The 13,300-nt window shown below is 74.5% G+C and carries 10 protein-coding genes; 9 read left to right on the top strand and 1 reads right to left on the bottom strand.

Going from position 1 to position 13,300, the window contains the following annotated elements:
* The first annotated feature begins 35 nt into the window (after positions 1-35).
* Entirely contained in the window at positions 36-869 is an 834-nt protein-coding gene (locus M2302_RS16165) for a class I SAM-dependent methyltransferase (protein ID WP_280838732.1), read from the top strand.
* Between the two features lie 91 nt (positions 870-960).
* Here M2302_RS16165 and M2302_RS16160 read toward each other — a convergent pair whose 3' ends face one another.
* Positions 961-1,539, bottom strand: coding sequence for a PadR family transcriptional regulator (locus M2302_RS16160; RefSeq protein WP_280838731.1), 579 nt, complete (start codon positions 1,537-1,539; stop codon positions 961-963).
* A 119-nt stretch (positions 1,540-1,658) separates the two neighbouring features.
* On the opposite strand from M2302_RS16160, the gene M2302_RS16155 reads away from it, so the two are divergent.
* The 8 genes from M2302_RS16155 to M2302_RS16120 all read left to right on the top strand — a co-directional run bounded on the left by M2302_RS16155 (position 1,659) and on the right by M2302_RS16120 (position 13,239).
* On the top strand, positions 1,659-2,882 hold the full coding sequence (locus M2302_RS16155; protein ID WP_280838730.1) for an MFS transporter: 1,224 nt from the start codon (positions 1,659-1,661) through the stop codon (positions 2,880-2,882).
* 46 nt (positions 2,883-2,928) lie between these two features.
* Positions 2,929-3,768, top strand: a complete 840-nt coding sequence (locus M2302_RS16150) for a DUF4081 domain-containing GNAT family N-acetyltransferase (protein WP_280838729.1) — start codon at positions 2,929-2,931, stop codon at positions 3,766-3,768.
* A 126-nt stretch (positions 3,769-3,894) separates the two neighbouring features.
* Positions 3,895-4,752 carry an ABC transporter ATP-binding protein gene (locus tag M2302_RS16145; protein ID WP_280838728.1) on the top strand — a complete coding sequence of 286 codons (858 nt, stop codon included), beginning with the start codon at positions 3,895-3,897 and terminating at the stop codon, positions 4,750-4,752.
* Positions 4,749-6,899 (top strand): YhgE/Pip domain-containing protein, encoded by a 2,151-nt coding sequence (locus tag M2302_RS16140; protein WP_280838727.1) that lies wholly within the window; start codon positions 4,749-4,751, stop codon positions 6,897-6,899. Before M2302_RS16145 ends, M2302_RS16140 begins: the two co-directional genes overlap by 4 nt.
* A 125-nt stretch (positions 6,900-7,024) precedes the next feature.
* A complete protein-coding gene (locus tag M2302_RS16135; RefSeq protein ID WP_280838726.1) occupies positions 7,025-7,600 on the top strand; it encodes an IS607 family transposase in 576 nt (191 codons plus the stop codon).
* The gene (gene tnpB, locus M2302_RS16130) at positions 7,597-9,006 is read left to right on the top strand and encodes an IS607 family element RNA-guided endonuclease TnpB (RefSeq protein ID WP_280838725.1); all 1,410 of its coding nucleotides are present in this window, start codon (positions 7,597-7,599) and stop codon (positions 9,004-9,006) included. Before M2302_RS16135 ends, tnpB begins: the two co-directional genes overlap by 4 nt.
* Before the next feature lie 16 nt (positions 9,007-9,022).
* A complete protein-coding gene (locus tag M2302_RS16125) occupies positions 9,023-9,616 on the top strand; it encodes a TetR/AcrR family transcriptional regulator (RefSeq protein ID WP_280838724.1) in 594 nt (197 codons plus the stop codon).
* 122 nt (positions 9,617-9,738) lie between these two features.
* Positions 9,739-13,239 (top strand): ABC transporter ATP-binding protein/permease, encoded by a 3,501-nt coding sequence (locus tag M2302_RS16120; protein ID WP_280838723.1) that lies wholly within the window; start codon positions 9,739-9,741, stop codon positions 13,237-13,239.
* Positions 13,240-13,300: the final 61 nt, after the last annotated feature.

Genomic DNA, 13,300 nt, shown 5'->3' with positions numbered 1-13,300 from the left:
TCTGAGGGCAGGACGGGTGGAGGAGACGAGACGTGATGATCGAGCAGACCGATGCGATGGAGATCGACCGGGCCGTGAAGACCCGGCATCGACAGATGTGGGCACTGGGTAACTACCCCGCGCTCGCCGAGGAGATCATCCCGGAACTGGGGGCGATCCTGGTCCGGGCGGCCGGTGTGAAACCGGGGGACCGGGTGCTGGACGTGGCCGCAGGCACCGGCAACGCGGCCATTCCGGCGGCGCTGGCCGGGGCCAGCGTGCTGGCCAGTGACCTCACCCCGGAGTTGTTGGCGGCCGGCCGGGTGCTCGCCGCAGAGCGTGGTGCCGAGTTGGAGTGGCAGCAGGCCGACGCCGAGGACCTCCCGTACGCCGACGGTGAGTTCGACAGCGTGCTGTCCTGTGTGGGCGTGATGTTCGCTCCCCGGCACCAGGTCAGCGCCGACGAACTGGTCCGGGTCTGCCGGCCGGGCGGGACGATCGGCCTGCTCAACTGGACGCCCGAAGGCTTCATCGGTCAGCTGTTCGCCACGATGAAGCCGTACGCGCCACCACCGCCGCCCGGCGCGCAGCCCCCGCCGCTCTGGGGCAGCGAGGAGCACGTCCGCGCACTGCTGGGTGACCGGGCCACCGACGTCGTCACGCGCCGCCAGACCGTCATGGTCGACAGGTTCGCCGGCCCCGACGCGTTTCGCGACTACTTCAAGACCCACTACGGACCGACGATCTCGGTGTACCGGGCGATCGCCGGCGACCCCGAGCGGGTGGCCGCCCTCGATCACGACCTCACCCAGTTGGCGCGGCGGCACACGCCGGACGACGGCGTGATGCGGTGGGAGTATCTGCTTCTCACGGCGCACAAGTGCGGTTGACGCCGGCTCCGGCAGGAGCGGCGGCCACAGGCTGGACCGCCACTCCTGCCCGGGGGGACGAGGCCGCGGGGGAGCGACCGCCGGGCGGCGGTCACTCGGATTCGGCGAGGATGGCGTAGAGCTTGCGGCGGGTCTCGTCGAGGACCTGGGCGGCGCGTTCCCGCTGGTCGTCGGTGCCGGTCATCATCACCTGGCGCAGCGCGTGCATCGCCTGCGCGCCGGCGTCGCGGATGTCGTGCCAGCTGTTGACGGTGTTCTCGGCGAACTCCGCCCAGGGCGGGGTCTGTGCTGCGGCGGCGGCCTCCTCGCGGCCGGCGTCGGTGAGGCCGAACCGCTTCCGTCCGCCGGCGGCGGCGTCCGTGCTGGCGGCGATGACCCCCTCGTCCTCGAGCAGTTGGAGGGTCGGGTAGATCGAGCCGGGGCTGGGCCGCCACGCCCCGCCGGTGCGGGAGTCGATTTCCTGGATCATCTCGTACCCGTGCATCGGCCGCTCGGTCAGCAGCGCCAGCACGGCACCGCGGACGTTCGGCCGGCGACCCCGGCCCCGACCCCGGCCGCCCCGGCCCCCACCCCAGCCGCCGTGCCCGTGCGGGCCGGGCGGGACGGGCGGGAAGCCGAACCCGCGTCGACGGGCCTCGTGCATCGCGTGGAAGTGCTGATGGAATCCCATGCCACGATCCCTTCTCGGACTGTCGCTGATGCATCGACGATATATCGGCAACGTGTCGGCGACAAGGGACTGGTTGAAGCGGACACCAAACCGTACGTACGTCTTGTTAGAGTGTCGGCGTGCGCCTGCTTCCCGAACCGGGCCCGGCCCGGACCCTCGCCCTCTCCACCCTGGTCAACACGATCGGCCGGGGCACCTGGCTGACCGTCAGCGCGCTCTTCCTCACCCGCTCGGTCGGCCTCTCGGTGCGCGAGGTCGGCGTCGGCCTCACCGTCACCGCGCTGGTCAGCCTGATCGCCAGCACGCCGATGGGGTACCTGGCCGACCGGCACGGCCCGCGCGGCATCCAGCTCGCCGCGCTGGTCGCCTCCGGCGCCTTCACCGCCGCCCTGGTGACCGTCCGGTCGTTCCCGACGTTCCTGGTCGTCGGGGTGCTGATGGCGGTCGCCGACGCCGCCAGCCGGGGTGCCCGGGGCGCGCTGATCGCCGGAGCCGTCCCCGCCGACCAGCGGGTCCGCACCCGGGCCTGGCTGCGCGCCGTCACCAACGTCGGGATCTCGGTCGGCGCAGTGGTCGCCGGCGTCGGGCTCGCCGCCGACACCCGCGCCGCGTACGTCGCGCTGATCCTGCTCGACTGCGTCACCTACCTGCTGGCGGCGGTGGTGCTGCTCCGGCTGGCGCCGGTCCCGCCGGTGCCGGCGCCCACCCACGGGCCACGGCTGATCGCGCTGCGGGACCGCCCCTTCCTGGCGTTCACCGTGCTCGACGGGCTGATGTCGATGCACTTCGGGCTGCTCAACATCGCCCTGCCGCTCTGGATCGCCGACCACACCACGGCGCCGCACTGGCTCATCTCGGCCTGCATGCTGGTCAACACGGTGACGGTGGTGCTCTTCCAGGTCCGCGCCTCCCGGGGCACCGAGGAACTGCCCGGGGCCGCGCGGGCCGCCCGGCGGGCCGGCGTGGTCATCGCAGTGGCCTGCGCGCTCTTCGCCGCCAGCGCCGGCGTGCCGACCCCGGCCGCCGTGGCGCTGCTGCTGGCCGGGGCGCTCGTGCACGTGGTCGGCGAGCTGTGGCACGCGGCGGCGGGCTGGGGAATCTCCTTCGGCCTCGCCCCGGCCCGGGCGCAGGGCCAGTACCAGGGGGCGTACGGGATGGGCATGCAGCTCGGCGGGATGGTCGCCCCGGTGGTGGTGACCAGTCTCGCGGTCGGCTGGGGCGCGCCCGGCTGGCTGGTGCTCGGCGGGTTGTTCCTGGTGCTCGGCGCGCTGGTGCCGCCGGTGGTGCGGTGGGCGGCGCGGACCCGGCCGGCCGAGCCGGTGGCCGAACCTGTCACCGTCTGACCGGTCGGCCGGCGAGTGACCGCCCACATCTGGCAGGCTGGTAGCCGTGCTGACGGTGCCGGTACGCCAACTGGGGGAGTCGGAGCGCCGCGCGGTCGAGCGGCTGCTGGACCTCGACCCGTTCGCGGGCGCGCAGGTCGCCGAGCGGGTCGCCGCCCGCGGCCTGGCCTGGTGGCGGGCCGAGGGGCGGATCCTGGGGTACGGGGCGCGCCGCAACCTGGAGTCGATCTGCTGGCTGGGCGGCAACCTCACCCCGGTGCTCGCCTCGGAGCCGGCCGTCGCCGCCTTCGCCGAGCAGCTCGCCGCCGAGGAACGCCTCTGTTCCTCGATCGTCGGGCGGGCCGACGCCGTGCTCGGCCTCTGGGACCGGCTCGCCACCCACTGGGGTCCGGCCCGCGACGTCCGCCCCAACCAGCCGTTGCTGGCCACCGACGCGCTGCCCCCGGTCTCCGCCGACCCGCAGGTGCGCCGGGTGCACGCCGCTGAGATCGACCGGCTCTTCCCGGCGGCGGTGGCCATGTACACCGAGGAGGTCGGCGTCTCGCCGCTGGCCGAGGACGGTGGACGGGCCTACCGGCGGCGGGTCACCGACCTGGTGCGGGCCGGTCGGGCGTACGCCCGCTTCGTCGACGGCCGGGTGGTCTTCAAGGCCGAGCTGGCCGTGGTGACCCGGCGTACCGCCCAGGTCCAGGGGGTCTGGGTGGCCCCCGAGTGGCGCGGGCGGGGGATCGCCACCCCGGCGATGGCGGCGGTGGTGCGCGACGCGCTGCTGCGGGTCGCGCCGACCGTGAGCCTCTACGTCAACGACTTCAACCTGCCCGCCCGCCGGGTCTACGAGCGCTGCGGCTTCCAGCCGGTCGGCACCCTCGCCACCGTGCTGTTCTGACTGTCCCGTCCGGCCCGCCGGCCATGGCGGGGATCACGCCCGCCCCGGTCCGGGAAACGGACGTACGGCGCTATGCTGGGCATGTTTTTATACTGACCAGTCAGTTCAAGCATGTCGGGATGTCGGATGAGGATCGTCGAGGCGCACGGGCTGGGGCTGCGCACCCGGCGGGGCTGGGTGTACCGGGACGTCGACCTGACCGCCGAGGCGGGTGAGCTGCACGTCGTCACCGGGCCGCCCGGCAGCGGGCGTACCTCGCTGCTGCTCGCCCTGGCCGGCCGCTTCCCGCACAACGAGGGCACCCTGCGCACCCGGGGGCCGGCCGCGCTCGGCCAGGTCGCCGGGGTGCACGAGCCCGACCCCGCGCTCACCGTCGCCGAGCACATCCAGGAGCGGCTGCTGCTGCTCGGGCCCGTCCCGCGCCGCCGTCGCCAACTGGTGCCGGTGGCCGCCGTCCGGGCCCGCCGGGCGTACCGGCGGGACGCCTTCGCCGCCGCGATCGCCGGGGCGGGCTTCACCGACGTACCCCTCGATCCGGACGTGCACGGCCGCGACCTCACCCCGCAGCAGCGGCAGGTCCTCGGCCTGGTCCTGGCCACCCTGAGCGGTCCCAGCCTGATCGTCGCCGACGACGTGGACGCCGGCTCCGACGCCCCCGAACGGGCCTGGCTCTTCGATGCCCTGGCCCGCCTCGCCGACCAGGGCTACGCGGTGGTCGCCAGCGCCCGCGCGGTCGAGCCCGGCGCCCGGGCCGTCGTGCACCGGCTCGGCGACCCGTCGCTGCCGGTCCGGCCCGACCTGAGCCTTCCGGCCCCCACCGCCCCGGCGCGCACCGTCGCCGTCCCCGCCCAGGCCGTCCCGACGGACGTCACCGACCCGGATGCGACCGCCGACCCCGACGCGACCGCCGAACCGGAGGGCGCCGGCGGGCCGGCCGGCGACCCCACCACCCCCGACATCGTCGACCCCGAGGTGAACCGATGAGCGTCTTCCGCCTCGCCCGCTTCGAGCTGCGCCGGATGACCCGGGGCCGGCTGCCGCGCGCCGCGCTCGCCGTGCTGACCGTGATCCCGCTGCTCTACGGCGCCCTCTACCTCTACGCCTTCTGGGACCCGTACGGGCACATGGACCGGATCCCGGTGGCCCTGGTCAACGCCGACCGGCCCGCCACCGCCGGCGACGGCAGGGTGGTGCACGCCGGTCAGGACCTGACCGACGAGCTGCTCGACCGCAAGGTCTTCGGCTGGCACGTGACCGACGCCGACGACGCCACGGCCGGCCTGCGCAGCGGCCGCTACCACCTGGTCTTCTCCATCCCGGCGGACTTCTCCGCGACCCTCGTCGCCAGCCCCGAGCCCGACCAGCCGGCCCGGCGCGGCGAGCTGCGGGTGGTCAACGACGACGCCACCAACTACCTCTCCGGCCTGCTCGCCCGCTCCGCGTTCAGCGAGATCCGGGCCGCCGCCGCGGAGAGCACCGCCAGCGGCTACTTCGACAAGATGCTGGTCGGCTTCACCGACCTGAAGGCCGAGACCGGCAAGGCCGCCGACGGCGCCGGCCAGCTCGCCGACGGGCTCGGCACCTCCCAGGACGGTGCCGGGCAGCTCGCCGACGGGCTGGGCCGCTCGGAAGCGGGCGCCGGGCAGCTCGCCGCCGGGCTGGACCGCAGCGCCCAGGGCGTCGACCAGCTCTCCTCCGGCCTCGACGAACTCCGCACCGGCGCGAAGCAGCTCGCCGACGGCAGCGCCCAGGCGGCCACCGCCACCCGGGCCGCCGCCGACAAGGTGGACGCCCTCGCGGACCGGGCCGAGCCGTTCCTGCGCGAGAACGCCGACGAGATCGGCACGGCCGCCACCGTCATCGCCGAGGGCGCCGACGCGCTGGCCGACGGGCTCGACACACTGCCGGAGCAGGCCGACATCGTGCTGACCCAGGCGCGCAAGGTCGCCGACCGCCTCGACGCGCTCGTCGCGGCGCATCCCGAACTCGCCGACGACCCGACCGTCACCGCCGCCCGCGCCGCCGCCGACAAGGCCGTCGCCGAGGCCGAGAAGCTGGCCGCCACCATCGACCGGACCGACCTGGCCGCGCTGCAGAAGAAGATGCGGGAGGTCGCCGCCACCGCCCGCGAGGTGGCCGCCGCCGCGCCGCACCTCGCCGACGACGTGGCCGGCGCCAGGACCAAGGTGCACCGGCTCGCGGACGCCATCGACCGGATCGCGAAGGGCAACGCCGAGCTGCGGGACGGGCTCGGCACCGCCGCCACCGGCGCCGACCAGCTGCGGGGCGGGCTGTTCCGGCTCTCCACCGGGGCCCGGGACCTCGACGGCGGGCTCGCCCGGCTCAGCGGGGGCGGCGACCGGCTCGCCGCCGGCCTGACCAAGCTGGAGGGCGGCGCCGGCCAGCTCGCCGACGGGCTGGCCGCGGGGGAGAAGAAGATCCCCGGGTACGACGACGCGGCCGACCGGGCCGGCATCCTCGGCGACCCGGTCTCGCTGGACCGCACGTCCGAGCACCCCGCCGGCTCGTACGGCGTCGGGTTCGCCCCGTACTTCCTCGGGCTGGCGCTCTGGGTCGGCGCGATGATCACGTACATGCTGCTGCGGCCGGTGAACCGGCGGCACGTGATGTCCGACGCGCCCGCCTGGCGGGTCGCGCTCGCCGGCTGGCTGCCCGCCGTGGCGATCGGGCTGGCCCAGGCCGGGGTGCTCTTCACCGTGGTCACCCTGGTGCTCGGCCTCGACCCGGAGTACCCGGCGGCGACGTTCGGGCTGCTCGCGCTGACCTCGCTGGCCTTCACCGCGATCATGCAGTGGCTCGGCGCGCAGCTCGGCCCGGCCGGGCGGCTCGCCTCGCTGGCCCTGCTGATGCTCCAGCTCACCTCCTCCGGCGGCACCTACCCGGTGCAGACCTCGCCCGGCTTCTTCCAGGCGATCCACCCCTGGCTGCCGATGACGTACGTGGTGCAGGGGCTGCGGCACAGCATCAACGGCGGGTCGTCGGCGACCGTGGTCACCGCCGCGCTGGTCATCGTCGCCTTCGGCGCGGCGGCGCTGGTGCTCACCGTCGGCGCGGCGCGCCGGTCCCGGCGACTGACCCCGGCGAAGCTGCACCCCGAACTGACCATGTGAGGATGCTGATGGGCCGGACGGGGGTACGCGAGCAACCCCTCCCCGGCTCGCACCGGTCCGCCACGGGCCGGTCGGGCGGACGGGGTTCCAATAGTTGACTTGACGGTATGCGATAGTATGCAGTTGTGAACTTGAAAGAGTGGGCGAAGCGGGAAGGGGTCCACCCGGTAACGGCGTATCGCTGGTTCCGGGAGGGCAAGCTGCCTGTGCCCGCTCGCCGGGTCGGTGGTCTGATCCTGGTGGAGTCGCCCGCCGATCCGGCCCCGGCCGAGACCGTGGTGGTATATGCCCGGGTGTCCTCGGCGGACCAACGCGCTGACCTGGACCGGCAGGTCGCCCGGGTCACCGCCTGGGCCACCGGGCAGAACCTTGCGGTGGCGCGGGTCGTCACCGAGGTCGGCTCGGCGCTCAACGGGCGCCGTAAGAATTTCCTCGCGCTGCTGCGGGACCCGGCCGTGACCACGATCGTGGTGGAGCACCGGGACCGGTTCGCCCGCTTCGGCGCCGAGTACGTCGAGGCCGCGCTGACCGCCCAGGGCCGTCGGCTGCTCGTGGTCGACCCGGCCGAGGTGGACGACGACCTGGTCCGCGACGTGACCGAGATCCTGACCTCGCTGTGCGCCCGGCTGTATGGCCGCCGGGCGGCGGCGAACCGGGCCGAGCGAGCCGTGGCCGCCGCCACCTTGGGTGATGCCGAGTGAAGCGGTACGAGGCCCCCGCGGGCTGGACCGTGCAGGCGTACAAGTTCGCCCTGGACCCGGCCGACGAGCAGAGCCTGCGTCGGCATGCCGGGGCGGCCCGGTTCGCCTTCAACCACATGCTCGGCCGGCTCAGCGCGGTCAAGGCACAGCGCCTGGCGGAGGCGTCCTACGGGGTCGCCGAGGCGGACCTGACGCCGTGGCAGGGCTGGTCGCTGCCGGACCTGCGGCGCACCTGGAACCACGTCAAGCCGTGGGTGGCGCCGTGGTGGCAGGAATGCTCCAAGGAGGCGTTCAACACCGGCCTGGACGCGCTCGCCCGGGCGCTGGCCAACTGGGCGGCGTCACGCAGCGGCAAGCGTAAGGGCCGCAAGATGGGCTGGCCCCGGTTCAAAGGCAAGGCCGCGGCCCGGTCCGTGCGGTTCACCACCGGGGCGATCCGGGTGGACGCCGACCGGCGGCACGTGGTGCTGCCCCGGCTGGGCCGGATCCGGACTCACGAGTCGACCCGCAAGCTGGCCCGCCGGGTCGAGGCGGGCACCGCGAAGATCCTGTCCGCGACCGTCACCGAGACCGCCGGGCGCTGGTTCTGCTCGTTTCAGGTCGCGGTCAAGCGGACCATCGAACGCCCGGCGCACGCCCCCCGGCTGGGCCGGGTCATCGGGGTCGACGCCGGGATCAAGCACCTCGCGGTGCTGTCTACCGGCGAGATGGTCGACAACCCGGCCCCGTTCAAGGCGGCCCTGAAGCGGTTCGGCAAGGCCCAGCGCCGGGCCAGCCGCCGGATCGGGCCGTACGACCCGGCCACGCACCGCAAGCGCACCCCGTCGAACCGGTGGAAGCGCGCCCAGACGCAGGCTGCCCGGCTGCACGCCACCGTCGCCGCGGTCCGCGCCGACGCCTGGCACCAGCTCACCACCCGGCTCGCCCAGCAGTACGACACCATTGCGGTGGAGGATCTGCACGTGGCCGGCTTGAAGCGCAACCACAGGCTGGCCCGGGCGTTGTCCGACGCCGCCCCGGCCACCCTGCGGCGGCAGTTGCAGTACAAGACCGGCTGGTACGGCAGCGTCCTGCACGTCGCCGACCGGTGGTACCCCAGCTCGAAGAGCTGCTCGCAATGCCAGACGGTGAAACCCAAGCTGTCGCTGTCCGAGCGCACATTCCACTGCGATGCCTGCGGCCTGTCCCTGGACCGGGACGTCAACGCTGCGCGCAACCTTGCCGCCCTCGTGCGGCACGTCGACCTGGAGTTGCCGGGCGACGTTAAAACAGGACGTGGAGCCTGTGTAAGACCCGTAAGCCCCGCACCCGCGGGCCGGGCAGCGGGTGTCGAAGCGTCCAGGCCGCTTGCGGCCAACGCCGTCCGGCAACGGGCGGCTGCCGATCATGAGCTATCTAACGCTTAGTGAAAGGTAACGGCGAGTGACGGACGGACGGTCGCGGCGACGGGAGGACACCCGGCAGCGCCTCTTCGTGGCGGCGGTGGAACTCATCGCCGAGCAGGGCTTCTCCGCCACCACCGTGGACGACATCGCGGCCCGCGCCGGGGTGGCCAAGGGCACCGTCTACTACAACTTCGAGTCCAAGACGGTCCTCTTCGAGGAGCTGCTGCGGCACGGCATCGGCCTGCTCACCGCCGACTTCCGGGCCGCGGTGGCCGGCCTGCCGCCGCGCGACGCGCTCGCCGCCCTGGTCCGGGCCGAGCTGGAGTACATCCAGCGGTACCGGGCCTTCGCCCAACTGCTGCTCTCGGAGATGTGGCGGACCAACCGCGAGTGGCAGCAGACGCTGCGACTGCTGCGCGGCGAGGCGATCGAGGTGATCGCCGACACGGTCCGGGCCGGGGTGGCCAGCGGTGACCTCCCCGCCGACCTGGACGTGCGGACCGCCTCCTCGGCGCTGTTCGGCGTCGGCCTGGTGGTGGCCGTGGACTGGCTGGTCTTCCAACCCGACCGGCCGATCGAGGACGTGCAGGAGGCGCTGCTCGGCATCGTCCGGCGGGTCGCCCAGACCTGACCTTCGATACATCTGGGCAGGTCGGAGGCGGCGGGGGCGCGGTAAATGCGTTGAATGGTCGCGGCCCGAGGGCCAGGCTGGACCTACCGCCACCACCAACCCGAGTCCGGAGGGACCCTCCCATGCGCCTGCTCCGTGATCTCTGGGCCGCCGCGCCACGCCGGATGGCGGTGGTGGTCGTGCTGATCGTGCTCGGGGCCGCCGGGCAGGCCGCCGCCTCGGCCCTGGCCGGCCCGGTCCTGGTGCACCGGTCCACCGCCTTCTTCGCCGTGCTGGTGCTGGCGCTGGTCGCCGCCGTCCTCAGCGACCTCGTCATCGGCCTGCTGATGGCCGGGCTCACCGCCGACTGGTCCGCCGACGTCCGCCGCCGGCTCTGCCGGGTGGCGCTCGGTCAGGACCTGACCACCCTGGAGACCACGCCGGTCGGCGAGCTGCTGGACCGGATCGACAACGACGTCTACCAGGTCGCCTCGGAGCTGCGGAACACCGGCGTACGGCTCGTGCAGGGGCTGGCGGTCTGCCTGCTGGCCACGGTCAGCGCCCTGTTCGTCTGGTGGCCGGCCGGTGTCGGCATGCTCGTGCTCACCGCCCTGCTCGGCGTCGTGCTGCGCCGCCCGACCGCGCGCATCGCCCCGGCCCGGATGGCCGAGGAGGAGGCCTGGTCGGACCTCGCCGCGGTGATGGAGGAGGCGGTGCACGGCCAGGACGACGTGCGGACCAGCCTGGCCCGGCCGTACGTGCTGCGCCTCTACGCCGGGCGGGCCGCCGAGGTGCTGGCCCGGTGCCGGCGGGTGTTCCTGATGTCCGCCCGGGTCACCACGATCGCCGCCGGCGCGATCCGCGCCGGCATCGCCGCCGTGGTGCTCGGCGGGGCGTGGGCGCTGGCCACCGGCCGGATCGACGGCGCCCGGCTGACCGCGATCTGGCTGCTCGCCATCGCCTTCGGGGCCACCGTGGAGCATCTCGCCCGCTGGGTGCCCCACCTGCAGTACGCGCTCGGCGCGTGGGCCCGGGTGCAACTGCTCTCCGACGCCCGGCAGGAGCCGGCGGGCGGTGCGGCCCCGGCCGAGGGCGACCTGAGCGTTCGCGGGCTCACCTTCCGGTACCCGGACACCGCCGACGGGGAGCGGGGGCCGGCGCTGCGCGACATCCGGCTCACCTTCGTCCGCGGCCGGTCGTACGCCCTGGTCGGGCGGACCGGGTCGGGCAAGTCGACGCTGGCCAAGGTGCTCACCCGCGCGGTCGACGTGCCGCGCGGCACGGTCTTCCTCGGCGACGCCGACCTAGTGGACCTGGACGTCGAGCAGTTGCGCCGGTGGGTGGCCGTGGTCCCGCAGCGCACCGAGATCCTGGCCGGGACGCTGGCCGAGAACGTCGCGCTCTTCGACCCCGACCTGCTCGACGACGCCACCCGGGCGCTGGAGGAGCTGGGGCTGGCCGGCTGGATCGCCGAGCTGCCCGACGGCGTCCGGACCCGGCTGGGCGAGGGCGGGCACGTCCTCTCCGCCGGTCAGGAACAGCTGGTGGCGTTCGCCCGGATCCTGGTCCGCGACCCGCACGTGGTGATCCTCGACGAGGCCACCGCCCGGTTGGACCCGGTCACCGAGACCCGGGTGCGGCAGGCCACCGAGCGGCTGCTCACCGACCGGATCGGCATCGTCATCGCGCACCGCCTCTCCTCGGTGCGCCGTTGCGACGAGGTGGTGGTGATGGCCGACGGCGCGGTGCTGGAGGCCGGCCCGCTGCGCGAGTCGGAACGCTTCGCCGAGCTGCTGGCCAGCAGCCACGCCGCCGCGTACGCCCCGGCCGGCGCGGGCCGGGGCGGGGTGGACCTGCTGCCCGGGCCGCGCGACCCGTGGGAGGTGGAGCCGCCGGCGTCGGCACCGGCGGTCGAGCGGCCGGCCGCCGTGGCGGTGCCGAAGACCGACCCGCCGCCGCTGCCCGCGCCGCCGCCCGCGCGCACCATGCGGGAGATCCTCCGGCTGGGCACCAACGACCCGAGGTACGGCCTGGTGTCGGTCGCCATGTTCGTGGTGATGACGCTGCTCGGCCTGGACGGCGCGGTGCTGCCGTGGCTCTGGGCCGACGTGGTCGACGGCGGCAGCCCGTGGCTGCCCGCGCTCGGCATCGCCGCCGCGCTGCTGGTCGTCCTGCCGCTGCCGTTCTACACCAACCTGTGGTTCCCGCAGTGGTGGGTACGCCAGATGCTGCGGATCAGCCTGCGCCTGGTGCACGGGCAGACCGGGGCGCGCCGGGTCAGCGGGCACACCCCGGCGGAGGTGGTCGCCCAGAGCGGCGACACCGAGCGGGTGGTGCAGCTCGCCGACAACCTGATGGACCAGTTCATCGCCCTGGCGATCGTGGCCACCATGACGGCGGTGACCGGCAGTTTCGTACCGGCGTTCTTCTTCGCCGGGACGATGGTGGTCTCCGGGCTGGCGGCGACGCTGTTCGGGCCCCGGCTGGAGCGGTCCGCCCGGGGCACGGTGGCGGCGCGGGCGGCCTTCGCCACCGCGCTGGTCTCCGCGCTCTCCGCGGCCCGCACGGTGAAGCTGGCCGGCGCCACCCGGCCGGTGCTGACCCACCTGGCCGCCCTGGACACCGTGCGCAGCGACCGGCAGCGCCGGGAGATCTCCGCGCAGGTGTGGGCGCGTTCCACGCCGTCGCTGGTCAGCGGGCTGCTGCCGATCGGCGCGTGGGCGCTCTACCTGGCCGGTGGGCTCTCCGCCGGGGCGACCCTGGTGGCGGTCTCCACGCTGGGCGCGGCCCGTTGGTTCGCCTGGACCACCGCGTCACTGGTCTCGCACTACCCGTCGGCGCGGGTCTGGACCCGGCGGACGGCGGCGATGTGCGGGGTCGGGACGTACTCGGCGGCGGTCCCCGGGGTCGACCTGGCCGCCGGCACCGCGCCCGCGCCCGTGCCGCCGGCCCGGCGTCCGCTGCGCCGGCTGGAGCTGGCCGGCTTCGGGGCCCTGCACTCCGATGGCACCCTGGCCGTGCGGGACGTCGACCTGACCGTCGACCGGGGGCAGCTGGTGCTGGTCGTCGGGCCGGTCGGCTCCGGCAAGTCCTCGCTGCTGCGCGCGCTGGCCGGGATCGTGCACCACGTCGGCGCGCTGCGCTGGAACGGCGAACCGGTGACCGAGCCGGAGCTGTTCCTGCGCCCGCAGCAGGTGGGGTACGTCGGGCAGCTGCCCCGGGTGCTCTCCGGCACGGTGGCCGACAACATCGCGCTCGGCCACGAGGTGGACGCGGCCGGGGCGGTGTCGACCGCGCAGCTCGACCACGACCTGGCTGCCGCCGGGGGTGGGCTCGGGCTGCTTATCGGGCACAAGGGGACCCGGCTCTCCGGCGGCCAGTTGCAGCGGCTGGCGCTGGCCCGGGCGCTGGCGCCGCGTACCGAGCTGCTGGTGGCCGACGACGTCTCGTCGGCGCTGGACGTCACCACCGAGCTGGCGCTCTGGGCGGCGCTGCGTGAGCACGGCGTGACCGTGGTCGGCTCGACGTCGAAACGTGCGGCGCTGGTGCGGGCCGACCACGTGGTGGTGCTGCGCGACGGGGCGGTCGCCGCGCAGGGCCCCTGGCGCGACCTGGAGGACGACTGGGGTCACCTGGCCGGCTGACCCCGGCCGGGTGATCCACGGTTTGCGGCGTGTCGCGGTGTCCCTGGACGGGGACACCGCG

This window comes from Micromonospora sp. A200, assembly GCF_029893845.1.
Classification (GTDB): domain Bacteria; phylum Actinomycetota; class Actinomycetes; order Mycobacteriales; family Micromonosporaceae; genus Micromonospora; species Micromonospora purpureochromogenes.
This window is presented reverse-complemented; position numbering and strand designations above follow the sequence as displayed.